General features: G+C 72.9%; 19 protein-coding genes. 11 read left to right on the plus strand and 8 right to left on the minus strand.

The window, feature by feature from the left end:
- Nucleotides 1-106: 106 nt before the first annotated feature.
- The 7 genes from msrA to IE217_RS09310 form a co-directional block, all read right to left on the minus strand.
- Nucleotides 107-619 (minus strand): peptide-methionine (S)-S-oxide reductase MsrA, encoded by a 513-nt coding sequence (gene msrA / locus IE217_RS09280; protein WP_190177252.1) that lies wholly within the window; start codon nucleotides 617-619, stop codon nucleotides 107-109.
- Nucleotides 620-874: 255 nt separating this feature from the next.
- Nucleotides 875-2734 carry an arabinofuranosidase catalytic domain-containing protein gene (locus IE217_RS09285; RefSeq protein ID WP_190177253.1) on the minus strand — a complete coding sequence of 620 codons (1860 nt, stop codon included), beginning with the start codon at nucleotides 2732-2734 and terminating at the stop codon, nucleotides 875-877.
- A gap of 150 nt (nucleotides 2735-2884) precedes the next feature.
- Nucleotides 2885-3268, minus strand: a complete 384-nt coding sequence (locus tag IE217_RS09290; protein ID WP_190177254.1) for a hypothetical protein — start codon at nucleotides 3266-3268, stop codon at nucleotides 2885-2887.
- Nucleotides 3269-3385: 117 nt separating this feature from the next.
- Complete coding sequence (locus IE217_RS09295; protein WP_190177255.1) at nucleotides 3386-4069, minus strand: TNT domain-containing protein; 684 nt, start codon at nucleotides 4067-4069, stop codon at nucleotides 3386-3388.
- 201 nt (nucleotides 4070-4270) lie between these two features.
- Nucleotides 4271-4723, minus strand: a complete 453-nt coding sequence (locus IE217_RS09300) for a flavodoxin family protein (RefSeq protein WP_190177256.1) — start codon at nucleotides 4721-4723, stop codon at nucleotides 4271-4273.
- 53 nt (nucleotides 4724-4776) lie between these two features.
- On the minus strand, nucleotides 4777-6852 hold the full coding sequence (locus tag IE217_RS09305; RefSeq protein WP_190177257.1) for a SpoIIE family protein phosphatase: 2076 nt from the start codon (nucleotides 6850-6852) through the stop codon (nucleotides 4777-4779).
- Nucleotides 6853-7029: 177 nt separating this feature from the next.
- Nucleotides 7030-8052 carry a GAF domain-containing protein gene (locus tag IE217_RS09310; protein WP_190177258.1) on the minus strand — a complete coding sequence of 341 codons (1023 nt, stop codon included), beginning with the start codon at nucleotides 8050-8052 and terminating at the stop codon, nucleotides 7030-7032.
- A 713-nt stretch (nucleotides 8053-8765) separates the two neighbouring features.
- Here IE217_RS09310 and IE217_RS09315 point away from each other — a divergent pair.
- The 10 genes from IE217_RS09315 to IE217_RS09360 all read left to right on the plus strand — a co-directional run bounded on the left by IE217_RS09315 (nucleotide 8766) and on the right by IE217_RS09360 (nucleotide 22068).
- The gene (locus IE217_RS09315) at nucleotides 8766-10748 is read left to right on the plus strand and encodes a beta-ketoacyl synthase N-terminal-like domain-containing protein (protein ID WP_229865152.1); all 1983 of its coding nucleotides are present in this window, start codon (nucleotides 8766-8768) and stop codon (nucleotides 10746-10748) included.
- Nucleotides 10745-12280, plus strand: coding sequence for an amino acid adenylation domain-containing protein (locus IE217_RS09320; RefSeq protein ID WP_190177260.1), 1536 nt, complete (start codon nucleotides 10745-10747; stop codon nucleotides 12278-12280). The genes IE217_RS09315 and IE217_RS09320 overlap by 4 nt, the downstream gene beginning before the upstream one ends.
- A 151-nt stretch (nucleotides 12281-12431) precedes the next feature.
- A complete protein-coding gene (locus IE217_RS09325; RefSeq protein ID WP_190177261.1) occupies nucleotides 12432-13616 on the plus strand; it encodes an NAD(P)/FAD-dependent oxidoreductase in 1185 nt (394 codons plus the stop codon).
- A gap of 247 nt (nucleotides 13617-13863) precedes the next feature.
- Complete coding sequence (locus IE217_RS09330; protein WP_190177262.1) at nucleotides 13864-16758, plus strand: sensor histidine kinase; 2895 nt, start codon at nucleotides 13864-13866, stop codon at nucleotides 16756-16758.
- A 13-nt stretch (nucleotides 16759-16771) separates the two neighbouring features.
- Nucleotides 16772-17203, plus strand: a complete 432-nt coding sequence (locus tag IE217_RS09335; protein ID WP_190177263.1) for a roadblock/LC7 domain-containing protein — start codon at nucleotides 16772-16774, stop codon at nucleotides 17201-17203.
- Entirely contained in the window at nucleotides 17196-17570 is a 375-nt protein-coding gene (locus IE217_RS09340; protein ID WP_190177264.1) for a DUF742 domain-containing protein, read from the plus strand. Before IE217_RS09335 ends, IE217_RS09340 begins: the two co-directional genes overlap by 8 nt.
- Complete coding sequence (locus tag IE217_RS09345) at nucleotides 17551-18168, plus strand: GTP-binding protein (protein WP_190177265.1); 618 nt, start codon at nucleotides 17551-17553, stop codon at nucleotides 18166-18168. The genes IE217_RS09340 and IE217_RS09345 overlap by 20 nt, the downstream gene beginning before the upstream one ends.
- A 114-nt stretch (nucleotides 18169-18282) precedes the next feature.
- The gene (locus IE217_RS09350; RefSeq protein WP_229865153.1) at nucleotides 18283-19557 is read left to right on the plus strand and encodes a CorA family divalent cation transporter; all 1275 of its coding nucleotides are present in this window, start codon (nucleotides 18283-18285) and stop codon (nucleotides 19555-19557) included.
- A 21-nt stretch (nucleotides 19558-19578) separates the two neighbouring features.
- Nucleotides 19579-20094, plus strand: coding sequence for a gluconokinase (locus tag IE217_RS09355; RefSeq protein ID WP_190177266.1), 516 nt, complete (start codon nucleotides 19579-19581; stop codon nucleotides 20092-20094).
- A 135-nt stretch (nucleotides 20095-20229) separates the two neighbouring features.
- Complete coding sequence (locus IE217_RS09360) at nucleotides 20230-22068, plus strand: glycoside hydrolase family 15 protein (protein WP_190177267.1); 1839 nt, start codon at nucleotides 20230-20232, stop codon at nucleotides 22066-22068.
- Nucleotides 22069-22695: 627 nt separating this feature from the next.
- Here the strand turns inward: IE217_RS09360 and IE217_RS09365 are convergent.
- Nucleotides 22696-23490, minus strand: coding sequence for an SDR family oxidoreductase (locus tag IE217_RS09365; RefSeq protein ID WP_190177436.1), 795 nt, complete (start codon nucleotides 23488-23490; stop codon nucleotides 22696-22698).
- Nucleotides 23491-23941: 451 nt separating this feature from the next.
- Here IE217_RS09365 and IE217_RS09370 point away from each other — a divergent pair, with 451 nt between their 5' ends.
- Nucleotides 23942-26284: a GH92 family glycosyl hydrolase gene (locus IE217_RS09370; RefSeq protein WP_190177268.1), complete on the plus strand. Its 2343-nt coding sequence runs from the start codon at nucleotides 23942-23944 to the stop codon at nucleotides 26282-26284.
- The last annotated feature ends 14 nt before the right edge of the window (nucleotides 26285-26298 follow it).

Here is a 26298-nt window from a genome sequence, read left to right on the forward strand (position 1 = left end):
TGTCTTGCCTTCCACTGTGGACATCGTGTCGCCGCGCCGGACGACAGGACGTCCACCGTAGACCTCACGCACCGTGTCGCGGTGGCGCCGCCCGCGATGAGAGACGTCAGGACGCCGCGCGCCTGGGCAGCCGCCAGTTCGGGCGCGGGAAGTGACAGGTGTAGCCGTCCGGGTAGCGCTGGAGGTAGTCCTGGTGCTCCGGCTCCGCCTCCCAGAAGGGACCGGCGGGCACGACCTCGGTCACCACCGGCCCCGGCCACAGCCCCGAGGCCTCGACGTCGGCGATCGTGTCCTCGGCGACGCGCCGCTGCTCCTCGTCCAGGTAGAAGATCGCGGACCGGTAGCTGGACCCGATGTCGTTGCCCTGGCGGTTCTTCGTGGTCGGGTCGTGGATCTGGAAGAAGAACTCCAGGAGGGTGCGGTAGTCGGTCACCGCGGGATCGAAGGTGATCTCGATCGACTCGGCGTGGCCGTCGTGACGCCGGTACGTCGGGTGGGACATCTCGCCGCCGCTGTAACCGACCCGGGTGTCCCTGACGCCCGGGAGCTTGCGGATCAGTTCCTGCATGCCCCAGAAGCAGCCGCCGGCCAGCAGGGCCCTGTTCTCGTCGCCGCTCATCGCGCGTCCCTTCCTCACGGGCCTGCTCCGCACAGGCCCGCGAACCATTTTCACACGCCCGCCCCCGCCGACGCGGGCCGCCGTGATCCAGCGCGGGTCACACCAGTCACACTCGTCACCCCCGTGACAGGCGATGTGCCGAAGCAGCCCGCCACCGGGCACACCGGCGGCCCCGCCGCCGAGACCTCCGGCGACCACGTGTGAGGTGGCGGGGCGCGGTGGCCGAGGCCGCTCCCACGCCCCGCGCACCCCGGGTCAGCTGAGCGCGAACTTCTGCGCGGCGGAGCCGTTGCAGTCCCAGATCTGCAGCCGCGTGCCGTTGGCCGTCGCGCCGCTCGGCGAGTCAAGACACCGGCCCGACTGCGGATTCAGCAGCGAACCGTCGGCCTGCTGCACCCACTTCTGACCACCGACACCGTTGCAGTCCCACAACTCCACCTTGGTGCCGTTCGCCGTTCCGTTGCCGTTGATGTCCAGGCACCGACCGAGCGTGGCGAGGGAGTTGTCGGCACGGTGGTACCAGTGCTGGTCCACCGCCCAGGACTGGCAGTCCCACAGCTGTACGGCGGCGCCGTCGCCGCCCGTGTCGTCGGCGGCCACGTCCACACACTTGCCGCCGGGTCCGGCCACGGAGGCGCCCCCGTTTACGGAGAACCTCTGTGCGGCGGAGCCGTTGCAGTCCCAGATCTGCAGCCGCGTGCCGTTGGCCGTCGCGCCGCTCGGCGAGTCAAGACACCGGCCCGACTGCGGATTCAGCAGCGAACCGTCGGCCCGCTGCACCCACTTCTGACCGCCGACACCGTTGCAGTCCCACAACTCCACCTTCGTGCCGTTCGCCGTGCCGTTGCCATTAATGTCCAGGCAACGGCCCAGTGTCCCGAGGGAGTTGTCGGGGTTGTGGGTCCAGTGCTGGTCCTCGGCGTACGACTGGCAGTCCCACAGCTGAACGGCCGCGCCGTTGCCACCCGTGTCGTCGGCGGCCACGTCCACGCACTTGCCGCCGGGTCCGGTGACCGTGCCCTGCGGTCCGTTCGGCACGTCGGTCTCGCCGGAGTAGCCCACGGACACGATGTCGGCCTGGACGGCGTTCTCGGCGGCGTCGGTGGGATAGCCGGAGACCATCACGCCCTCGAAGAACGTGCCCATGTTCCAGTTGCTGTTGTCCCCGCCCGTGCCGAGGATGATGCCGCCCTCCTGGTGCATGGGCCGGTATCCGCCGCGGGTGGGCAGGCCTCCGTCCCACCAGGTCGTCAGCCCGCCGGCCTGCGCGTCACCGCCCTTGAGCGCGTACGTGGTCTGCCCGTCGTTCTTCAGCACCGCCGTCACGAACGCGCTGCCGTTGCCGCGGTTGGCGGGGTTGGAGCCGTTGTCGCCCTGGAACATGCCGTTCTCCAGGTCCGCCTCGACCCACGGTCCCGAACCGGTGCACGGCGCGAAGTAGCAGGTGGTCGCGATGCTCACGGCGTCCATGTGGCCGTTGCCGGTGTCGGCGGGCGTGCTCTCGGCGTTGCCGTAGTCGAAGCAGCAGGCCGAGCCGACGTGGGTACCGCTGGCCACCATGTAGGCGCCCTCGGCCTGCCCGTTCACCGCCACGCCGGAGGCCGCTCCCGTGGAGCGGTAGCCGACGCCGGGCGAGATCCACACGCCGTAGACCTTGTGGCCGCCGGCGGTGACGGCGATCTCGGAGGCGTCCGCGCCGCGGTCCGCGCCCATGCCGGAGGTTCCCGCCGGCCCGGGGGTCAGGTCGTTGTGGCGCGAGGTCTGGTCGTAGATCTTCGTGATGCGGCAGGTGGTGCCGCCGCAGAAGGTGTCCTGGCGCCCGGCGTCCGCGTAGCCGCCCGCGGACAGCGGGCCGATGTCCGCGCCCGCGCCGTCCGAGGCCCGGGTGACCCGGTACAGGGGGCCGCCGTAGGAGGAGAAGAGGGCGCGCACCGTGCTGTGCGCGGCGACGCAGGGGGTGCCGGCGTCGCCGTAGATGTCGCACGGCAGTGATCCGGCGGCCTGGGACGGTGCGGGCAGACCGACCAGGACGCCCAGGGCGAGACCGAGTACGGCCAGGACCGAGAGCAGGAGACGTCTTCCACCGCTTCTTGTTCTACCGCTTCTTGCGCGCATCGTGTGCTCCTCGACAGATGGAGAGGGGGTTCCAACTGACGGACACAGCGGCCGGGTTCGAGCGCCGGGTGACCGCTGCGGAACCTACGCACGGCCGTGATGTGCGTCAAGATTTGTTGCTTAACGCTTATTCAAAGGCTTGGATCTGTCCTAACTTGTTGCTTCTCCCCCGCCGTTGTGGCGTTCGCGGCGTGCCGGATCGGCGTCCTCGAAGTCCCGCCAGGCCTGCCGCCGGCCCTCCTCGGCGTCGGCGAGCAGGGCCTCCAGTGGCTGTGCGGGCCCGGGGGGCGCGGGCGGGACGCGCGTGATCCTGGCGTGGAGGTCGGCGCAGGCCTCGTCCTCGGTGGGGAACCGGCGCAGGTCCCGGTCCTGGGCGCGTTCGCGCAGGCCGACGGCCCAGTGGCCGCCGGGCTCCCGGCGCAGGAAGTAGTGGGCGTCGGGGGCCGCGGTGAGGTCGTGGACGCCCGGGATCTCGTACCACGCGTCGGGTACGCCGGCGCCCCGCAGCCGCTCCACGAGTTCCGCGCGGTCCATCCCGTCCGCCTCCGCCTTCCGCCGTGCCCGGCCGGTGCCGCCTCCGCGGCCGTCCCCCACGAAAGGTGGCCGCCGCCCGTGCCGGGCGGCGGCCACCCACTGCATCCCGTCGTGCCGTCAGACCACCGGCAGTTCCTCCAGGAACTTCGAGGAGACGAGCTCCGGGATCGACGGGGTCGTCACGTACTGGAGCCCCAGGCCGGGCTGGCCGAACCAGGGCCGGATCGGCCCCGCCTCGACGGTGAACGGCTTGAGGACCCGGTACAGGTGGTAGCTGAACGGGTGGCTCTTGTCGAACGTGTCGAGGTTGCTCGGCGGGAGCGCCCGCTTGGCGTACGCGGTGCCGGCGGGGGCGAGGAAGTGGCCGAGCCCGCTGCCGAAGAGGTCGACGAGCCGGCCCTGGGGGAGCGACAGCGCACGCTCCACGGGCTTGCCGTTCCTCAGGACGAAGCCGTTGTTGTCGGGGTACCACCAGCCGGACTTGGTCGTGACCGGGTCCATCTGCCAGTAGCAGCCCAGGAACCAGTAGGCGGAAGTGCCGTCCGTGCGGTGGTAGCCGCGCAGCATCTCGCCGATGGCGCCGGTCCGGGGCAGCTGTGCCGGCCCCAGCCGCCAGTCGTCCATGTAGTACCGCTGGAGTGCCGGCGGTACGGTGCTGGTCCCCCGGTCGCGGTGCTCGGTCGGACAGTGGACGGCGTGGGCCGCGCGGGGCTCGGCCGCCTGGACCGTGGCCGGCGAGACGCCGACCACGAGGAGGAGCGACGCCAGGGCGCTCCCCATGAGGGCGCGCAGTACGCGCATCCGGTATCCCTTCTCTGCCTGGCGCCGGCGCCTGCCGGGCGCCCGATTGCGGGAACCGTCCGGCCCCTGAGGGCGGCGGACGGCCTCGGGGCCCAGTTCATGCGCCGTGGGCGAGGAGGAAGGGGGCAACGCGCGGCCGGTCACCCGGACCGGTGACCGCGACGACCCGGACGGGTCACAGCCGTGGGCCGCGAGAGGGGTTCAGTCGGCGAGGCCGGCGGCGAGCGCCGCGCCCAGTTCCCAGCAGGCCTGGACGTCGGCCTTGTCCGGCTCCCCGGTCACCGTGACCGGCGGGGCGGCGCGCCGCCAGCCCAGGCCGGTGGTGATCGACTCGATGGCCCGCACGGCGCCGGTGACGTCGTTCCCGCCGTGCACGTAGAAGCCGAACGGGCGGCCGCGCGTGGCGTCCAGGCACGGGTAGTAGACCTGGTCGAAGAAGTGCTTGAGCGCGCCGGACATGTAGCCGAGGTTGGCCGGGGTGCCCAGCAGGAGGCCGTCCGCCTCCAGCACGTCGGAGGCCGTCGCCGACAGGGCCGCGCGCCGCACCACGCGTACGCCCTCGATCTCGGGCGCGGTGGCGCCGGCGAGGACGGACTCGAACAGCGCCTGGCAGTTCGGTGACGGCGTATGGTGCACGATCAGCAAGGTGGCCACGTCCCGAACCCTGCCGTGATCTTGGCCGGGCCGCAAGGCCGCACGGAGCGAGGTCAGTCGGTGGCCGTGCCGGTGAGGCGGACGACGAGGAGGGCGATGTCGTCGTCGGCCGCGGCGGGCACGAGCCGGGTGAGGAGGCCGTCGCACAGCGCGTCCAGGGAGGAGACGGGCTGGGCGAGGACCTGGGTGAGCTCGGCGAGGCGGTCGTCGATGTCGCTGCCGCGGGCCTCGACGAGTCCGTCGGTGTAGAGCACGAGGAGGCTGCCCGGCTCCAGGACGAGGTCGGTGGTGGTGAAGATCTCGCCGCCCACGCCCAGGGGGAGGCCGGGCGGCACGGTGAGCAACCGCACGGTGCCGTCGGGCCGTACGGCCGCTGGGGGCGGGTGGCCGGCCCGGGTGACGCGGCAGTGGCCGGTGGCGGGGTCGACGACGAGGTAGAGAAAGGTGGCGAGCATCGGCTCGGTCAGGTCGTCGAGGGCGGCCTCCAACTGGGCCAGGACTTCCTGGGGTTGGAGGTCGAGCCGGGCCAGCGCCCGTACGCTCGCCGAGAGCCTGCCCATGATGGCCGCCGCCCTGGTGCCGTGTCCCATGACGTCGCCCATCACCAGGGCGGCCTTGCCGTCGGGGAGGGTGATGACGTCGTACCAGTCGCCGCCCACCTCGGCGGCGTCGCTCGCGGGCAGGTAGCGGTGGGCGACCTCGACGCCGGGGGGCGCGCTGATGTGCTGCGGGAGCATGCTGCGCTGCAGGACGAGCGCGGTGTCGTGTTCGCGGTGGTATAGCCGGGCGTTGTCCACGCACACGGCGGCCCGGGCGGCGAGTTCGCACGCGAGGGCGACGTCGTCGTCCGTGAAGGGTCCCAGTGCCCGGATGCGGTAGAAGGTGGCCAGCCCCAGGACGACGCCCCGGGCGTGCAGGGGCACCATCATGAACGAGTGGACGCCCGCGGCCAGGACCCGGGCCGGCGCGGTGGAGTGGCGGGCCGCCGGGGCGATGGACACGGCGTCCAGCTCCGGGACGACGAAGGGCCGGCTGGCGGCGAGCGCCTGGGTGTAGGGGGCGGTGGCCGGGAACCTCATGGTGCGGCCGAGCGGCGCGAGGATGTCGGCGACGGGGGATCCGGTGAGCGGCGCCCTGCCCAGCCGGCGTGTCTCCGCGCCGCCGATCAGGCCCGGGCCGAGGGCGTCGCCCGCGGCGAGCGTCTCCAGTACGTCCACGGTGACCACGTCGGCGAGGTCGGGCACGGCCGTGTTCGCCAGTTCCTGGGCGGTGCGCTCCAGGTCGAGGGTGGTGCCGATCTTCACGCTGGCCTCGTTGACCAGGGCGAGGCGGCGGCGGACGGCCTCGGTCTCGAGCTGGGCGCGCTGCTGGGCGGTGATGTCGATGAGGGAGGCGGCCAGGCCGATGGGCCGGCCGTCGGGGTCCTCCAGCCGGACGTAGGAGCAGGACCACACCCGGTCGTGGGCGGGGTCGGCGGGAGTGCGGCCGATGCGCCGGAAGTCGAGGACGGGCTCCCCGGTGGAGAGCACCCGGCGCATCGCGGACTCCATGTCGGCCGCGTTCACGCCGGGCAGGAGTTCCACCAGGCGGTGCCCGATGTGCGCGGCCTCGGGCAGCCCGTTCATCGCCTGGAGGGCGGGGTTGACGCGCAGGAAGCGCAGGCGGGTGTCGAGGACGGCGATGCCGACGGGCGACCGGGCGAAGAGCCCGTCCCACACGGCGGAGGAGCCGCGGATGGAGCGGGCCGCGTGGGCCTCGGCGGCGAACACGAGCACGGTGCTCCCGCCGCGCCGCCGGGTCGGCACGGGCGCCGCCCAGATCTCCAGCTCCAGGGGGTGTCCGTCGCGGTGCCAGGCGGTGACGGCGCCGGTCACCCCGCTGCCGGTGACCGCGAGGTCCCACAGCGAGCGGCCGAGGCTCCGGTCCGCGCCGGGATGGAGCAGATCGGCGATGTGGCGCCCCAGCACCTCACGGGAGGGGTAGCCGAGGAGTTCCTGGGCGGTGTCGTCCCAGCGGACGACCTTGCCGTCGGCGCTGGTGGCCACGACGGCGACGGACAGCGTTCCCAGCCAGCCGCCCGCGTCCCGGGCGGCGCCGCCGGTGACCTGATCGAAGTGGTCCTGCCGCATCGCCGCATTTCCGCCGTTGGCACAGGGTCGTCCCCTTCAGTATGCGGGGGCGCACGGCGGCCCGCCCGTCCGGTTTCCGGCTCCGGAGGCTGGTCCCGGGGCCGGGGTCCGGCGGGGCGGGCCGGAAGAGGGCGTGCGTCGGGCGGGGCGAGGGCCGCGGCCGGGGCCGGGTTCCGGTCAGCGTCCCGGCATGCGGTCGGACAGCGCACCCCCGCCCAGTTGCTCGAAGCGCTGCTGGACGTTGGCGGCGAAGGCCTGCGACTCGGCGCCGCCGTAGCCCTGGCCGGTGGTGTTCATGGCGACCGTGAGGACGCCCTTGAAGGGGGCGCTGGGCGAGGTGCGCACCGGGGTGCACAGGAAGCTGAAGTCCTGGGGCGCCGGGGAGTCGTACGTCCTGAGCGACACCTGGGGCAGCGTGGTGGTGCGCCCCATGCGCAGGGCGTCGTCCATCGCGTTGAAGACGCCGATCTTGTCGAGCCCGGGCAGCACGTGCCGGGCCGGGCTGAACTGCGGGACCATGCCGAAGGCCTGGCCCTGCTTGCCGTTGGCGTAGCGCAGCAGGTGGTCGGGGCCCTCGGTGAGCATGATGGGGAAGGGCGCCCCGTCGAACACCGCGAACAGCTCCTGCTGCTGGGCCAGCAGGCTGTCGCGCAGCTTGAATTCGGACAGCAGGGTCTCGGTGAGTTCCTGCATGCCCTGCCTGATCTTGGCGTCCCAGTTGCGGGGCTGGAAGTCGGCGACGCACACGGTGCCGAGGATCAGACCGGTGTTGTCGCGCAGCGGGGTGCCAAGGTAGGACCGCACGCCCAGGTCGTTGACGAGGGGGTTTCCCTTGAAGCGCGGGTAGTCGAAGACGTCGTCGAGGGCGAGCTGGGACTGCTGGGCGACCACGTGGGGGCAGAAGCCGTAGTCGCCGGGGGCCTCGCGGGCCAGGTTGCTCAAATCGAACGGTATGCCGCCGCCCTCGGTGTCCACCGGGTCCTCGGGCGAGGAGGTGGGCACGTACATGCCACGGAACATCTGCCGCTCGTCGTTGATGAAGTTGACCATGGCCAACGGGGACTGGGTGAAACTGGCCGCGAGCCGGGCGACCCGGTCGAAGGTGGCTTCCGCCTCGGCCGCATCAAGGCCGAGAATCCTCAGCCGTCGCGTCCGCTGCTCGCCGGCGAGACGGTGTTGTTCGGATGACAGGGATTCCATGAGGTCAGATCAAAGCAGAGATTCCGGGCCGCGGGGATCACCCCTCCAGGTCATTCCGGTCTCAGTCGCCTCACCGCCAACGCCTTTGACTACAGAGGGTATTGGGCGGACGGAAGGGCCGCCTCGGCGGTCACCGCGCGTCCACGGGGCGGTCTGCACCCGGCCATTCGGGGAGTCTGTCCAAAATCTTCGATGTTTCAACCAGCAGCGATCACTTCCCGTCATTCTCCCGGCGGCCGTCGAACCGAAACGATTTTCCACCCGACAATCGTCCGGTGGACTTGTTGTCGACACTGACGGAATCGCCCGACGTGACAGTAGGTGTTCGAAATTGCGTTCGGATTTGGGGTGGTGAGGCGGGTGCGCGGTCCCCGGTCGGGATCCGGTGAGCGGGATCGTCAAGACCTCCGGCGCCCCTCCCGCAGGTGGGTTTTAGGCCAAGCCTCCCGCCCTTTCGCCGTGTCCGTGTGACACCGGCCGGCCGGCCCCGCCCGTGGCCTGATGGCGACGATGCCGCGCGGGACGGTGCGGCCCCCCGGACCGGCCGCAGGGCGCTCCCGACACCCGGTACAGCGCAAGCCCGGACAGCCGTTCCCGCCCCACGTGCCGTGACCACCTGTGCCCGGTCCCAGCGCGCGCCGGAGCAGGACGGGACGGGCTCGAACCGCTCCATGACGCAGGGACAGTGGCGACATATGAAACGGAGTTCTCCCATGAACAGGCCCGACGACAGGCCCGGTGGCGTGCGGTCCGCTGCGGACGACCGGTCGGTGGCGGTGATCGGCATGGCCTGCCGGCTGCCCGGCGCGACGGACCCCGAGGAGCTGTGGGCACTGCTGCGCGACGGCGAGGACGTCACCGCCGAGACCCCCGGCGAACGCTACGACGTCGACTCCCTGCACTCCCCCGAGGCCGAGCCCGGGCAGGGCCGAATAGCCGGCCGCCGGGCCGGTTACATCGGTGACATCGCCGGCTTCGACGCGGAGTTCTTCGGCATGTCGGCCACCGAGGCCGCCGAACTCGACCCCCAGCAGCGGCTGTTGCTCATGACGGCCTGGGAGGCGCTGGAGGACGCCGGGCAGCGCCCCGACCGACTGGCGGGCACCCGCACCGCCGTGTACGTCGGCAACGCGCGCGCCGACTTCCTCGAACTCGCCCTGCGCCAGGGCCCCGAGGCGGTCACCGCCGCCCAGCTGAACAACTTCCGCTCGCTGCTGCCCGCCCGGCTGTCCCACTTCTTCGACTTCCGCGGCCCCAGCGTCGTCGTCGACACCGCCTGCTCCTCCTCGCTCGTGGCCGTGCACCAGGCCGTGCGGAGCCTGCGCTCCGGCGAGAGCCCGCTGGCGCTCGCGGCCGGGGTCAGCATCGCGTTGCGCCCCGACGAGAGCCTGGTGCTCACCCACGCCGGCGGCATGGCCCGCGACGGGCGCAGCAAGTTCGGCGACGCGAGGGCCGACGGCTACGCCCCGAGCGACGCCGTCGGGGTCGTCGTACTGAAGCGGCTGGCGGACGCGCTGGCCGACGGCGACCGGGTGCGCGCCGTCATCCGGGGCAGCGCGGTCGGCAACGACGGCCGCACCAGCGAGGCGGTGCTCAACCCGTCCCTGGAGGGCCAGTTGGACGTGCTGCGCTGGGCGTACGAGGACGCCGGGGTGGACCCGGCCGACGTCGACTTCGTCGAGGCGCACGGTTCCGGCTCGCCCCTGCTCGACCCGCTGGAGCTGACCGCGCTCGGCGAGGTGCTCGGCGCGGGGCGCCCCGCGGACCGGCCGCTGCTGGTCGGCTCGGTGAAGACCAACATCGGTCACGCCGAGGCCGCCGGCGGCATGGCGGGGCTGATCAAGACGGTGCTGTGCCTGGAGCACGGCGAGGTGCCGGCCAGCCTGCACCTGGACACCCCGCACCCGGACGTCGACTGGGACGGGCTGCCGCTGACCGTACCGTCCAAGCCCCAGCCGCTGCCCGGACCCGGGCGGCCCGTAGTCGCCGGGGTCTGCGGGCAGGGCGCCTCGGCCCTCAACGCCCATGTGGTGCTCGGCCGGGCCGACTTGGGCTCCGACGCGGCCGGCCCGGCGCCGGACGGTGCGCCGTACGTCCTGGCGATCTCCGCGCACACCCCGCAGGCGCTGGCGGAGCTGACCCGCTCCTACGCCGGCTATCTGCGCCCCGGCGGGGCGGGAGCGTCGTACGCCCTGCGGGACATCTGCTTCACCGCGGCCACCCGGCGCCACCACCACGAGCACCGCACGGCCGTGATCGGGTGCAGCCACGAGGAGTTGGCGGCCGCCCTCACCGGCACACCGGCGGTGGGCGGACGGCCGCTGACCGCCGTCGCCGAACGCTACCTGCGCGGTGAGGACGTTCAGTGGGAGACCGTGTTCGGCGACGAGCCAGGCCGTCATGTGCCGCTGCCCCGATACCCCTGGCAGACCCGGCGCTACTGGCCCGGTGAGGAGCACCCGCACGAGGACGACGGCGACCTCGCGGCCTGGGTCCTCCGGGAGCACGCGCGCACCGGATTCGACGACGCCTCCACGCTGACGGACATCGGCATCGACTCGCTGGCCAAGCTGCGGATCGTGGTGGAACTGGTCAAGCGCTGCGAGGCGGAGGTCGACCCGGAGGAGTTCGGCCGGCTGCGCACGGTCGGCGAGCTGCGGCAGTGGACGCGGGCACTGGAGGCGGTGGCCCGGTGAGCGGACCGACCTCGCTCTACGACTGGTTCGCCCGCTCGGCCGCCGAGCACCCCGGCGTCACCGCGCTGGAGGTCGGCGGGGAGAGCCTGACCTACGGCGAACTTCGCGACCTCGCCGAGCGGCTCGCCGCCCGCCTGCTCGTGGCCGGCGGTGGCAGCGCGCCGCGCCGGGTCGGGCTGCTGGCGGCCCGCTCGGTGACCGCGTACGCCGGTTATCTCGCGGTGCTGCGGGCGGGCGCGGCCGTGGTGCCGCTCAACCCCGAGCACCCCGCCTCGCGGACCGCCGGGATCGCCGAGGCGGCCGGCCTGGACCTGGTCCTGGGCGGCACCGCCGGCGCCGGGGAGGGCCTGGGCGTGCCCGTCCTCGCGGCCGGTCCCGGGGAACTCGCGGCCCTCGGGGACGGGCCGGTGCCCGACGTGTCCTGGCCGCGGCCCGGCCCGGACGACCTCGCGTACCTCATCTTCACGTCGGGCTCGACGGGCGTCCCCAAGGGCGTGCCGATCCGGCACCGCAACATCTGCGCGTATCTGGAGCAGGTCGCCGGCCGGTACGGCATCGGGCCGGGCGCCCGGCTGTCGCAGACATTCGAGCTGACCTTCGACGGGTCGGTGCACGACCTGTTCGTCGCCTGGGCCGGCGGCGGCACGCTGGTCGTGCCCGAGCGCGGCCAGTTGCTGTCCCCGGTGCGGACGGTCAACAAGCTGCGGCTCACGCACTGGTTCTCGGTGCCGTCGCTGATCTCCTTCGCCTCCCGGCTCGGCACCCTGACCCCCGGCAGCATGCCGACGCTGCGCTGGAGCGTCTTCGGCGGCGAGCCGCTCACCCTCGACGCCGCCCGCGAGTGGCGCGCGGCCGCCGCGGACAGCCGCCTCGAAGTCCTCTACGGCCCCACCGAACTGACCATCTCCTGCACCGCCTACCGCTTCCCCGACGACCCCGCCGACTGGCCGCGCACCCCGAACGGCACCGCGCCCATCGGCGCCGGCTACCCGGTCCTGGACGTGGTGCTGCTGGACGACACCGGCCGGCCCGCCGACAGCGGCGAGCTGTGCGTCAGGGGGCCGCTGCGCTTCGCCGGCTACGCGAACGCGGCGGACAACGCGGGCCGCTTCCTCACCGACGAGCTGCTGCCCGCCGGGGAGGGTCCGCCCGCCGAGGGCCACTGGTACCGGACGGGCGACCGGGTGGCGGTGCAGGGCGGCCACCTGGTCCACCTGGGGCGGACCGACCACCAAGTGAAGATCCGCGGACACCGGATCGAACTCGGGGAGATCGAGGCGGCGTTGCGGCGCCAGCCGGGGGTGCGCGACGCCATCGTCGTCACGGTGCCGGCCGCCGACGGGGAACCGGAACTGCAGGCCGCGGTGAGCGGATCGGGCTGCGGCGCCGACGGGTTGTACGCGGCCCTGGGCGAGCGGCTGCCGCCGTACATGATGCCGCGTCGGATCACCGTGCTGGAGCAGTTGCCGCTGAACACCAACGGCAAGATCGACCGGCGCGCGGTGCTGGCGGAACTCGGCAGCGTCCGCTGACCGTTGACGCCACCGCCACGCCCCGGCACCGCCACGCCCCGGCACCGCCACCGCCACGCACCGGCACCGGTGCCCCCACCGGAGACCCCGCTGTTCCCCCACGCTTCCCCCCACCGCTTCCTGTCCCCGACGTTCCCTGTGAGGCTTTCGCATGTACGACGTCATCGTGGTGGGGGCGCGCTGCGCCGGCGCTTCCACCGCCCTGCTCCTGGCCCGCGCCGGGCACCGGGTGCTGATGCTGGACAAGTCGGCGTACGGCTCCGACGTCCTGTCCACCCATCTCGTCCACCAGCCCGGCGTCGCCGCGCTCGCGCGGTGGGGCCTGCTGGAGCGGGTGCGCGCCTCGGGCTGCCCGCCGCTGAAGCGCACGGTCTACGAGGTGGCCGACATCCGCATCGAGGGGTGCGCGCGAGGGGTGGAGGGCCAGCGGACCGGGTTCGCCCCGCGCCGCCGGGTGCTGGACCCCGTCCTCGTCGACGCGGCGGTCGAGGCGGGCGTGGAGTTCCGCGACCGCTGCCGGGTGACCGGGCTGCTGCGGGACGACACGGGCCGGGTGGTCGGCGTGGAGGGGCGCCGGGGAAACGGAACCTTCACCGAACGCGCACACCTGGTGATCGGCGCGGACGGCATGCGCTCCACCGTCGCCCGGCTCACGGCGGCACCGTACACCGTGCACGATCGCCGGCTGACCTGCGCGTACTACACGTACTGGCCGGACGTGCCGGCCGACCTCGAACTGTACGAGCGGCCCGCCGGCTGGGTGGCCGCCGTGCCCACCAACGACGGTACGACGCTGGTCCTGGCGTATTTCCCGCAGTCGCGCTTCGAGGAGGTCCGCGCCGGCGCCCACCGTGCCTACGAGGAGCAGATACGCACCACCGCGCCCGCCCTGTACGAGCGGCTGCGCGGCCGGGAGCCCGCGGAACGCCTGCACGGCACGGGCGACCAGCAGAACTTCTTCCGGCAGGCGACCGGCCCCGGATGGGTGCTCGTGGGCGACGCGGGGCACCACAAGGACTCCATCACGGCGCGTGGCATCAGTGACGCCTTCCAGCAGGTCGAGAGCCTGGTGGCGAAGGTGACGGGCCTCCTGGACGGCGATCCGGCCCGGCTCGACGCGGCCCTCGCGGACTTCGCCCGGCAGCGGGACCAGGACCTCGCCCCCGGCTACGAGGCCACGCTCGGCGTCGCCCGGCTGGACCCGCACGAACAGCGGCTCTCCCTGCTGCGGGCCGTGCAGTCCGACCCCGAACTCACCGCGATCTACCTCGACATGGTCGCCGGGATCGTCTCCGCCGAGGCCCTCTACACCCCCCGGCTGCTCGCCCTTCTCTGATCGAGGACACCGCCGCGGCAGTCAAGTGCCCTGCGCCGGACAGCAGTTGACCATTGGCTGTCCGGTACCCCAACTACTGTGAAGAAAGGCACCAGTTGCCCGGAGGCCGGAGTGACGCTGCGCGATGATCCTGATACGGTGCAGCTCGCACCGGCCTTCGATCACGGTGAGCCACCAGGTCACTGCGCGGGGACGGGCGTTGAGCATCCCCATCACTCCGGTGTATCGCTGCTGTACGAGGAATCAGATGCCAGGCACCCGCGACCGGCGGACACGTCACCGCGCCGCCCCTCGCAGATCGCTGCGGTCCTCGTTCGTCGTCCCCTTCGTCGTCCCCGCCGTCTGCCTGAGCGCGCTGTGGGGATACACGGCGGCCGGGCTCGTCGACGAGCAGGTCCAGTCGCACACCGACGCCGACCACGTCTCGTCGGTCGCCGGCCCCCTCCAGGAGGTGCTGACCCGGCTGCAGACCGAGCGCGGCCTCACCGCGGCCTGGCAGGCGGGCCGCGCGAGTTCGGTCCGCTCGGACCTCGAGGCGGCCCGCACGAAGACCGACGCGGCCGTCGCCGGGTTCCGTCGCGCGTCCGGGCTCGACACGGCCGAGCTGCGGCGCAGGGCCAAGACGCTCGGCGGCACGCTGGACGCGCTGGCACAGCGCCGCAGCGCGATCGACGCGCGTACCCTGACCGCCGGCGACGCCTTCGGATACTTCACCGACGCCGTCTCCCAGGGCATCGACCTGCTCACCGAGGCCGTGCGCAGCGACGACGGCGAGCAGCAGCGCGCGGGCACGGCCACGGTCGCCCTGGCGCGCAGCACGGAGATGCTCGCGCGGGAGGACGCCCTGATGGCCGGCGCCCTGTCCGCGCACCGCCTCTCGGCGGCGGACCGCGCGCGGTTCGGCCAGTACCTCGCCGCGCAGCAGGCGGCCCGGGCCGATCTGACCGTCCAGGACCTGCCGGGCGACGCGGCCGGACGGTACCCGCAGATCGCCGGCGGCGCGCAGTGGGACACCGTCGGCTCGCTCGAACAGGCCGTGAGCGGCGGACAGGGCAACGCCCTTCCCTCGGACGCCGACGCGTGGCCGGCCGCCGCGGGCGGTGCGGTCGGCGACTTCCAGAGGCTCGGCGGCGACTCCCTTGACGCGCTGGCCGCCAGGGCCTCGGACCACGGCGACAATCTGCTGCTGGCGGCGCTGCTGGGCACGGCGGCCACGCTCGCCGCCCTCGCCGGAGCCGCCCTGCTGGCCCTGCGCGCCCGCCGGTCGGCTCTCGGCCGGTTCGCCGAACTCCAGTCGGAGATCGACCAGCTGGCGTCCCATCAGGTGCCCGCGATCCTCGCCCGAATAGAGCGCGGCGAACACGTGGACCCGTCCGTGCTGCTGCCCCACCGGGCGCACGCGGCGGACGACGAGTTCGGGCGGCTGTCGGCGGCCGTCGACCAGCTGGTGCGCATCGCGGCGGACTCCACCCTGCGCCAGTCGAAGGGCCGGCAAGGCACCGAGAAGGTCGTCGCCCAGCTCATCCGCCGCGCGCAGAGCCTGATCCACCGGCTCATCTCCCTGCTGGACGACCTCGAGCGCAAGCACGAGGACTCGGACCTGCTCAAGGACATCTTCCGGGTCGACCACCTGGCCACCCGTGTGCGGCGGCACGCGGAGAACCTGATGATCCTCAGCGGCGCCCCGCCGAGCCGCCGTATGACACCGCCCGTGCCCATCACCGACGTGATGCGCAGCGCGGTGGCCGAGACCGAGCAGTACACGCGCGTCAGGGTGAGGAACACCCCGTCGGACCGGAGGGTGGCCGTCTCGGGGCGGGCCGTCGCCGACGTCACGCACCTGCTCGCCGAACTCATCGAGAACGGCACCGCGTTCTCGCCCCCGCACACGCAGGTGACGGTCAGCGCGACCCGGGTCGCCAAGGGCCTGGCCGTGCACGTGGAGGACCAGGGCCTCGGCATGCAGCCCGAGCACCTGCACCGCGCCAACGAACTGCTCGCCCACCCGCCGCGGATCGACATGACGGCGCTGGGCGAGGACCCGCGCCTCGGCCACTTCGTGGTGGCCCGGCTCGCCGAACGCCACGGCATCCGCGTGGTCCTGCGCGAGTCCGACTACGGCGGCACGCTCGCGCTGGTGGTACTGCCCGCCGAGCTGCTGGAGGGCGTCTCGTCCCCCGTGGTCGACCAGCTCCAGTCGGCCGCCGTCGCCGCGGGCCGTGCGGTGGCGGCCCCGGACGAGCCCGCCGACCGCGCCCTGGGCAGCCGTACGGGCACCCCGGCGGGGGCGGGCGGCCGAACGGGCGGTCCTGCCGGGACAGCCGGCGCTCCGGGAGCCGGGGCGAGGGCTGGAACCGGCGTTCCCGCGGGGGCGGCCGGCGCTCCGGCGGGCGCGACGGACCCACCTCCCGGGGCGGCCGGCAGGGCCGCCGGTGCCGTCGGCGGCAGGGGCGCCACCCCCGGGGCGGGCGCGGACGCGCCGGTCGTCGTGGGGCATGCCGTGCCCGCCCGGCCGAGCGCGCCGGCCGTCGCGCCCGACGAGGTCGTCACGCACGCGCCTCTGCCCGACCCCAGCGGTTTCCCCGAGTACGGAGGTGCAGGCCTGTTGCCCCCCGCTTCGGAACATCCGGTGTCCCCGCCGGCCGAACCGCCCGGATGGGCGCCACCCGGGCAGGACACGGACCCGGTCCGGTCCCACCCGCCGGCGGCGCCGCCCGCCCCGCCCGCCGGTCCCACGGCATCGGGCGCCGGGCAGCCCGGCCTGCCCAGGCGCCGGCAGCAGGCGGCCCCGCCGCCCGCGGCACCCGCCCCCGGCGCGGCCGTGCCCCCACCGGGGCTCACCGCACCGGAGACCGCCGCACCCGGCGCCGGACGCCCCCTGTCCACGCCCGAGGTGCTGCCCCAGCGCGTCCGGGGAGCGAGCCTGGCGCAGCAGTTGCGCAGGGAGGCGGCGCAGGCACAGGCGGAGGGCGGCCACGGCGACGAGGGTGACGACGACGTCTTCTCCCCCGAGGCGTCCGCCCGGGCGATGAGCGCCATACACCTGGGGCTCAAACGGGCCGGGATGTTCCAGGGCGACGAACCGCACGGCGCGCACGGGCGGCAGGACGAATCGGCGGACCGTAGTGCCGACGAACTGTGAGGACAGTTACGCAATGACTGAGCAGGTACACACAGGACCTCAACTGGACTGGCTCCTCGACGCCCTGGTGGACAGGATCCCGGAGATCCGCTGCGCCATCGTGCTGTCCGGGGACGGTCTCCTCATCGGCAAGTCAAAGGCCATGCTCCGCGACGACGCCGAGCACCTGTCCGCGGTGGCGTCGGGCGTGCACAGCCTGGCGCGCGGCGCCTCACGGCACTTCCACGGCGGACAGGTGCAGCAGTCGGTCATCCAGATGGAGAAGGCGTTCCTCTTCGTCACGGCCGCGGGCAAGGGCGCGCGGCTGGCCGCGATCGCCTCGGAGGGAGTGGACGTCGGGATGATGGCGTACGAGATGGGCACGCTCGTCAAACAGGTGGGCCAGTACCTGACCGCGGCTCCCCGCGTGCAGTCCCCGTCCGGCGGCCCCTTCCGGGATGCCTGAACAGCGGTGGCGCACCGGTCCGGAGACCGGGCGCTACTTACGGCCGTACGCCATCACCGGCGGGCGCACCCGGCACAGCCAGCACGCGTTCGCCCTGATCACACTGGTCGTCGCGCGCACCGCGCACCTCGCCGACGCCGGTCACCTGGAGCCGGAGGCGGCGCACATCCTGCACCTGTGCAGGGACCGCGCGCTGGCGGTCGCCGAGATCGCCGCGCTGCTGGACCTGCCGGTGAGCGTGGTGAAGGTGCTGTGCGGAGATCTGCTCGACGCCTCGCTGATCCTGGTCCAGTCGCCGCCCGGGCGGGAGGACCAGCCGAGCGTGGAACTCATCGAAAGGGTGATGGATGGTATCCGTCAGCTCTGAGCCGCTCATGAACTCCGAGCCGGTCATGCCGACCGCGCTGAAGATCCTCATCGCGGGCGGCTTCGGCGTGGGCAAGACCACCATGGTGGGCTCGGTGAGCGAGGTCCCCCCGCTGGAGACCGAGGAGCGCATGACCGAGGCGAGCCTCGGCGTCGACGACCTGGCCGGTGTGGAGGGCAAGGCATCGACGACCGTCGCCATGGACTTCGGCCGTATCACCATCGCGCCGGAGCTGGTGCTGTACCTGTTCGGCACGCCGGGGCAGGACCGCTTCTGGTTCATGTGGGACGACCTGGCCATGGGCGCCCTCGGCGCGGTCGTCCTCGCCGACACCCGGCGCCTGCAGGCCTCGTTCGCCTCGATCGACTTCTTCGAGGAGCGGGGCATCCCGTTCGCCGTCGGCATCAACTGCTTCCACGGGCGGCGCGACTGCACGCCCGAGCAGGTGAGCGCGGCGATGGACCTGGATCCGGCGACTCCTGTGGTGCTGTGCGACGTGCGTGACCGCGCCTCCAGCAAGCACGTCCTGCTGAGCGTCCTGGAGGCGGCCCGCGCCCGCGCCTCGGCCCGGCTGGCCTCGGCGGGCGGCGGCCACTGACCTCCTGGCGGGGCGGCGGGACGGCAGGCGCGCGGGCCACGGTGGCGGTGCGGGCCGCCCGGTGATTTGCTCGGTGTGTCCGCTCTGGGAAGACGCACCGGCAAGGACCCCGTCGTGACTGAACCACCTCGCGCATCCGGATGGAGCGGGTCCGGGCTGGACGAGGCGGTGGCCGGGGTGCTGTTCGGGCAGTCGCCCGGCGGGCTGCACGTGTACGACACCGGGCTGCTGCTGGTGCGGGTCAACACCGCCGCGCGGCACATCCGGGAGTTCCCCGTCGACCGTATGATCGGCCGCTCGCTGCTGGACGTCCTGGAGGCCTTCCACGCCGAGGACCCGGCGGCCGTGGTGGACGCGGCGCGCGGGGTCCTGGAGACGGGGAACCCCGAGCTCGACCTGCGCTTCCGGGTGCGCAACGAGCAGGACCCGCCGCGGGAGCGGGTGGCCTCGGTGTCCCTCTTCCGCCTCCAGGACTCCGACGGGACCGCCCAGGGCGTGGCCGTCACCGTCGCGGACACGGCGCCGGACGACGGGCCCGGGATCGCCCGCCTGCTGGGGCTGCGGACGGAGGGCCTGCCCCGGTTCGGCAGGACGGACGAGCCGGTCCGGGCCGACTTCCTCGGCGACAGGATCGGCATCGTCGTACCGGTGGTCGAGGGCGCCAGCGTCGCCCACGTCCACGTGTTCGCCACCGAAGGGCATCTCGTCACCGTCCGGCGGGGCCCGCTGCAGGCGCTGGACGGCTTCGCCGCGCGGCTGGCGCGGGAAGGGGCCTCGGACACGGCGGCCGTGCTGTTCCGGCTGCTCCAGGAGTCCCTGGAGACCTTCCGCCGGGCCGCCGTACGGGCCCTGCTCACCACGGAGGACCTCGAGGACCGGATGTTCGAGCGGCGTCGGCCCGACCAGGTCTACCGCCTGGCCCGGCTGCGCCGGCGGGCCGGCCTCCTGCACCGGGCGCTCCTGCCCTACCTCCAGGTGACGGACGACGTCCTCACCCGCCGGATCATGAGCGGGGCCTTCCCCGAGGAGCACCGGCGGCTCGCCCGCGAGTTCCAGGGCGCCGGCCGGCTGGTGCTCGCGGACATCACGTCCCTCCAGGAGGCGACCCGCCGTGCCTTCGCCAGCTACTCCTCACTCGTCTCCGGCGAGCAGAACGGTGTGATCAACCGGCTCGCCATCGTCTCGACGATCTTCCTTCCGCTGACCTTCCTGACCGGGTACTTCGGAATGAACTTCACCTTCCTGACGGACGAGTTGGAGAGCCGGGCCGTCTTCTGGCTCCTCGCCGTCGGGCTCCAGGCGGGGGTGCTGGCCCTCGCCATGTACGTGCTGCACCGCACGCAGCTGTGGCGCAGACTGCGCGACGACGACCGTCCCGAGGACCACTGACGAGGAGACACGTTGACCGGCATGGCCCGTGACACGCGGATCGTGGTCGTGATGGGCGTTTCGGCGAGTGGCAAGTCCACCGTGGGAGCGCACCTCGCGGAGCGGCTCGGCGTGCCGTTCCAGGAGGGCGACGACCTGCACCCGGCGGCCAACCGCGCCAAGATGGCCTCCGGGCATCCCCTGGACGACGCCGACCGCGCGCCCTGGCTCGCCGCGCTCGCGGACTGGATCCGGGCCACGGCCGCCCGCGGCCGGGGCGGTGTCCTGTCGTGTTCCGCGCTGCGGCGCGCCTACCGGGACGAGTTGCGGCGCGCGGGAGCGGACGTGTGGTTCGTGTACCTGGCGCTGGACCGTGCGGTGGCCGCGCGGCGGATCGCGCACCGCTCGGGGCACTTCATGCCGCCCGCGCTGCTCGACTCGCAGTACGCCGTCCTGGACCCGCTGGAGGCCGACGAGCCGGGCGTCACCATCGACGCCTCCGGCAGCGCGGCGGAGGTGGACGCTGCGGTGCTGCGGGCCTGCACCGCATCCTCGTAGCCGCGTCGCCGCCACGGCTGCCGCGCACTGGCCAAAGCCGCTCGCCGCGGCCCGACGCGCCGGGCGCGGGAGTGCGGCCTACTCTGGTCCGGGGGGCGGCGTTCGGGTGAATCGCACACCGAGAGGGGCGCCCCGATGGTGGACTACCCGCTGATCGAGAACCACGGCCTGCTCGGCGATCTGCAGACGGCGGCCCTGGTGACCACGGACGGAACGGTCGACTGGCTGTGCATGCCCCGGTTCGACTCGCCCAGTGTGTTCGGGTCGCTCCTCGACAAGGACAAGGGCGGGCACTGCACGGTGCGGCCGCTCCATCCGACCTATGCCACCAAGCAGTTGTACCTTCCCGACACGGCGATCCTGGTGACCCGCTTCATGACCGAGGCGGGCGCGGGCGAGGTGCTGGACTTCATGCCGGTGACCGGGACGACGGTCACGGAGCGGCACCGGCTGGTGCGCATGGTCCGCTGTGTGCGCGGCAGCATGACGTTCGAGATCGTCGTGGCCCCGAGGTTCGACTACGGGCGCCAGGGACACCGGCTGCACATCACCGAGCACGGAGCGGTGTTCGCCGCGCAGGACGGCTCGGAACTGACCGTCCACTCCGTGCGGGAACCGGGCGACGACCGTCTCCTGGACGTCCTCACGGACCTCCAGAACGACCTCCACCTCAAGCTGACCCTCCAGGCGGGTGAGCAGCGCGGGCTGGTGCTCGAGTGGGCGGCCGACGGCCCGCCCCGGGAGATGCGCCTGGCCGAGTACGAGCAGATCTTCGACGACAGCGTCCACTACTGGCGTTCGTGGCTCGGCCAGTCGCGCTACACCGGCCGCTGGCGCGAGGCGGTGGAACGGTCCGCGATCACCCTGAAGCTCATGACCTACGCCCCGAGCGGCGCCCTGGTGGCCGCCCCGACGGCGGCCCTGCCGGAGCAGCTGGGCGGCGAGCGCAACTGGGACTACCGGTTCACCTGGATACGGGACGCCTCCTTCTCCGTGTACGCGCTGCTCGGACTGGGTTTCACCGAGGAGGCCACGGCGTTCATCCAGTGGCTCGGCGACCGGGTCAAGGAACGGGCGGGCAGCGAGGGGGACTCGGGGCCGCTGAACATCATGTACAAGGTCGACGGCTCCTCGGACCTGACCGAGGAGATCCTGCCGCACTGGGAGGGCTACGCCGGTTCCGCGCCGGTGCGGATCGGCAACGGGGCCGCCACGCAACTGCAGTTGGACATCTACGGCGAGGCGCTGGACAGCATCTGCTGCGCGCACCGGCACGGGCTCCAGCTGGGCCACCGGGGCTGGAACGCGCTGCTGACCAACCTGGACTGGCTGACCGACCACTGGGACCAGCCCGAGGAGGGCCTGTGGGAGACCCGCGGCGGCCGCGAACACTTCACCTACGGACGGGTGATGTCGTGGGTGGCCTTCGACCGGGCGCTGCGGCTCGCGCGGTCCAACGGCCGGCCCTCGGACGCCGCCCGCTGGGAGTCGGCGCGCGACGCGCTGTACGAGCAGGTCATGACGAAGGGCTGGAGCGAGAACCGTCAGGCATTCGTCCAGCACTACGGCAGTGACGTGCTCGACTCCTCGCTGCTGCGGATGGCGACGGTCGGGTTCATCACCCCGCAGGACACGATGTGGGCCTCCTCGCTCGACGCGATGGAGCAGGAACTGGTCAGCGACAGCCTGGTCTACCGCTACAACCCCGAGGCCTCGCCCGACGGACTGCGCGGCTCGGAGGGCACCTTCTCACTGTGCACGTTCATGTACGTCGACGCCCTGGCCCGCGCGGGCCGCGCCGAGCGGGCGCGGCTGGCGTTCGAGAAGATGTTGGGCTACGCCAACCATCTTGGCCTGTACTCGGAGGAGATCGACCCGACGGGCCGCCAACTGGGCAACTTCCCCCAGGCATTCACCCACCTCGCCCTGATCGACGCAGCGATCACCCTGAACGAGTCCCTCAACAGCCACTAGGGGCCGTCCGGTTCGTGCCCCAGGGGTACGAGGGTGCCGTCGTCCCGCGCGGTGGGCGGGCCGTTTCCGCTGGCGGACTGGAGGCGGCCGTCGCGCCGCACGACGAAGACGGTCTCGTGGCCCGGTGGGCGAGGGCCGGACGCGGGCTGCGGGCGGAAGCGGGCGCCCGCTCGCGGCGGGCCGCCGGCCGCCACGGTGTGCGGGGGCAGGCCGGGCCGAACAGGTCGTCCCCGGCGGGGCAGGGGACGACGACACCCTCTATGCCGGGCGGCGGGCAGATTCCGGCGGAGCGATCCAGTGGACCGACCCGGCGGAGCGATCCAGTGGACCGACCCGGCGGACCGACCCGGCGGACCGACCCGGCGGGCCGTCCCGGTGGGCCCGTCCGTCGACGGCGGTCGGCGAGGACGACCCGGGCGAGCACGCGCAAGTCGTCGGCGTCCGTGACCAGGAGGACCGTGGTGGCTCCTTCGAGCCGGGCGCTCGGGCCGGTGCGGGCGGCCATGAGTCCGCCCGTGCCCAGCTCGATGCCGGCCCGCTCGATCCACCGCCGCTGCGACTCGAGGGGCGCCCACATCAGCACGTCGAGGCCGGCGGCGCGCGCAGGCAGCCGGGGGGCTGAGGGGGTCAGCCGCCGGTGGCGAAGCCTGGGAAGAGGGTCATCCCGCCGTCGACGTAGAGGGTGGCGCCGACGACGTAGTCCATGAGGTCGGAGGCGAGGGCGACGGCCGCGTGGGCGATGTCGTCGGGGTCGCCGACACGGTCGTAGGGGATCAGCCGCAGGAGGTCCTTCTCGGCCTCGGGCGTCTGCCAGGCGTCGCGGTTGATGGGGGTCTTGATGGCGCCGGGGGCGATCGCGTTGACCCGGATCTTCTTCGGGGCGAGCTCCTGGGCCAGCGTCTCCATCATCATCTGCACGCCGCCCTTGGACGCCGCGTAGTTGACGTGGCCGCTCCAGGGGATGATCTGGTGCACCGAGCTCATGCAGATGATCTTGCCGGCGGCGCGGGAGACCTCGGGGACGACTCCCCGGCGCAGGAACACCTTGGCCGCCTCACGGGCACAGAGGAACTGTCCGGTGAGGTTGACGTCCAGGACCTTCTGCCACTGGGCGAGGGTCATCTCCGTGAAGGGGGCGTCCCGTTGCAGGCCGGCGTTGGCGACCAGGATGTCGAGGGTGCCGAACTCCTGGACGGTGTGCTCCATCATCGCGGCGACCTGGCCCTCGTCGGACACGTCCGCCTCGTGGGCCAGCGCCCGTACGCCGTGGGAAGTGATCTCCTCGACCACGGCCTCGGCGTCCTCGCGGCCGGTCACGTAGTTGACGACCACGTCGGCCCCGGCCTTGCCCAGGGCGATGGCGGTGGCCTTGCCGATACCCGAATTCGCGCCGGTGACCAGCGCTTTCTGCCCCTTCAGCAGGTGCTCGGGGACCACTGCCCGAGGTGCGTCCTGGCTGGAACCCACGATGTCCGTCTCCTCCGCTGTTCGACCCGGCCGGCCGGGCTCCGGCCGGAGGCTTCACGCGCCACCCCATCACCCCGCCGGTGCGGCGGCATTTCCGGAGCGGCCCCGGTTCGGCTGCCCGGCTGACGCCTTCGCCCGGCCGGGCCCACGGCAGGCGCCGGGCAGCCGCGTTCGACGCCGGGTGCCCGCGACCTGGGATGCCATGCCACGCCGGGCGCGCGAACCGCCGCTGCTCCAGGGCGCCCCGGCCGGCCCGAGTATCGGGCGCGGCGGCACCGGCACGGCGACCCCGTGCCGCGGCCACCGGCTCTCGCACACGGACTCTTGACGCGTACACGTATAGGCCGAAGAATGAGCGCGCTGTTCTTGACAACGTTGTCCAAGCTTCGGGGAGGGGCTGGCGCCCATGAGATGGACCCAACGGATACGTGGTGGCGTGGGCGTGGTGGTGACAGCGGGCGCGCTTCTCGCCGGCGCCCTGGCCGCCCCTTCGGCGCAGGCGGCCGCCGGCGACGCGGACACTCGCGGCGGCCGACTCACCGATCTGGTCAACCCGTTCATCGGCACCGAGAACGAGGGCAACACCTATCCCGGTGCGGCCGTGCCCTTCGGCATGGTGCAGTTCTCGCCCGACACCGGCCACAACACCGGCTACGACCACTCCCAGGACCACATCCGGGGCTTCTCGCTCGTCCACCTCTCCGGCGTCGGCTGCGGCCTCGGCGGCGACCTGCCCGTCCTGCCGACCACGGGTGACGTCACGGAGACGGACTACGCCAAGTACGCGGCCGAGTTCGGCCACGACACCGAGCAGGCGAGCCCCGGTTACTACAAGGCCGACCTCAAGAGCGGCATCGAGGCCGAGCTGACCGCGACGGCCCGCACCGGTGTGCAGCGCTACACCTTCCCCGCCACCGCCAAGGCCAACGTCCTGCTCAACGCGGGCCAGTCACTGCACCGGACGGTCTCGACCAAGGTGGAGATCCTGGACAGCCGCACGGTGCGCACCGCCATCACCGGCAGCGGCTTCTGCCAGGACACCAAGCCCTACACCGTCTACACGATCACCCGCTTCGACCGCCCGTTCACCGCCTACGGCACCTGGGACGGCTCCACGGTCACCGGCGGCGCCAGGACCGGACGCGACGGCGCCTACGTCCGCTTCGACACCACCAAGGACCGTACGGTCGAGGCCACCACGGCCCTGTCGTACGTCGACGCGCGCGGCGCTGCCCTCAACCTCCGTGCGGAGGGCGGGCGTTCCTTCGACAAGGTGCGCGCCGCGGCCCGGCGCGCCTGGGAGGACCGGCTCGACGACGTCCGGGTGCGGGGCGGCGACGACACCCTGCGCCGCACCTTCTACTCGTCCCTGTACCGGTCGTTCCTCGCGCCGAACATCGGCAGCGACGTGGACGGCCGCTACACCGGCTGGGACCAGAAGGTGCACCGGGCGCGGGGTTTCACGTACTACCAGAACTGGTCCTTGTGGGACACCTACCGCACCCAGACCCAGCTGCTGTCGCTGCTCGCGCCGCGCGAGGCGCGGGACATGGCGATCTCCGTCATCAGGATCGACGAGGAGAGCGGCTGGCTGCCCAAGTGGGGCTACGGCACGGTCGAGACGAACATCATGACCGGCGACCCGGTCACCCCCTTCCTGACCAACGCCTACCAGCAGGGGCTGCTCAAGGGCTGGGAGGAGCGCGCCTACCGCGCCCTGAGGAAGAACGCCGACGGAGTGCCGCCGGCCGACTCGCCCGCCGTGGGCCGCGAGGCCAACAAGGAGTACATCGCGGGCGGTTTCGCCCCGTACGTCAAGGGCCGCCCGCACGCCAAACCCGGCGACTCGGACTACGACCACGGCGCCTCAGCGACGCTCGAGTACGCCCTGTCCGACGCGATGCTCGCCGAGATGGCGCGCGGGCTCGGCCACGACGCCGACGCCGCGCGCTACGCCGCCCGGGCCCAGAACTACCGCAGGATCTTCGACCCCACGACGGGCTTCTTCCGCGCACGCGACGCCTCCGGCGCCTTCACCGGCCCCGCCGACCCGGCGCGCGGCGAGGGGTTCCACGAGGGCACGTCCTGGCAGTACCAGTGGCTGGTGCCGCAGGACCTGCCGGGCATGATCGGCCTGATCGGCGGCAAGCCCGCGGCCAACGACCGGCTCGACTCCTTCTTCGCCTACGACCGGCTCCTGAAGGACCCGGCGAAGACGGCCCGCGAGGTGTGGGTGAACGGCCCGTACGACTACTACAACGCGGACAAGTACAACCCGCAGAACGAGCCCGACCTCATCGCCCCGTACACCTACCTGTCCACCGGACAGCCGTGGAAGACCACCGACGTGGTGCACGCCGCGCTCACCCTGTTCACCGACACGCCGACCGGCATGACGGGCAACGACGACCTCGGCACCATGTCCGCCTGGAACGTGCTGTCGTCCATCGGCGTCTTCCCGGTCCAGCCCGGCTACGCCACCTGGGGCCTGTCCACGCCCGTCTTCGACCGGGTCGACCTCACCCTCGACCGGCGCTACTACCCGCACGGCTCGCTCGTCATCGAGGCGCCCGGCACCTCGGACACCCGCCGCTACATCCAGTCGGCCCGGGTCGACGGCTCCCCCTACGGCCGTACGTACCTGACCACCGCCGACCTGCGCCGGGCACGCTCGCTGTCCTTCACCCTCGGCGCGCAGCCCTCCGCCTGGGGCACGGGCGCCGAAGCGGGGCCGCCGGCCCTGAACTGACCCGGCGGGTCGGG

Origin of the sequence: Streptomyces naganishii JCM 4654 (assembly GCF_014650575.1) — a bacterium.
Classification (GTDB): Bacteria; Actinomycetota; Actinomycetes; order Streptomycetales; family Streptomycetaceae; genus Streptomyces; species Streptomyces naganishii.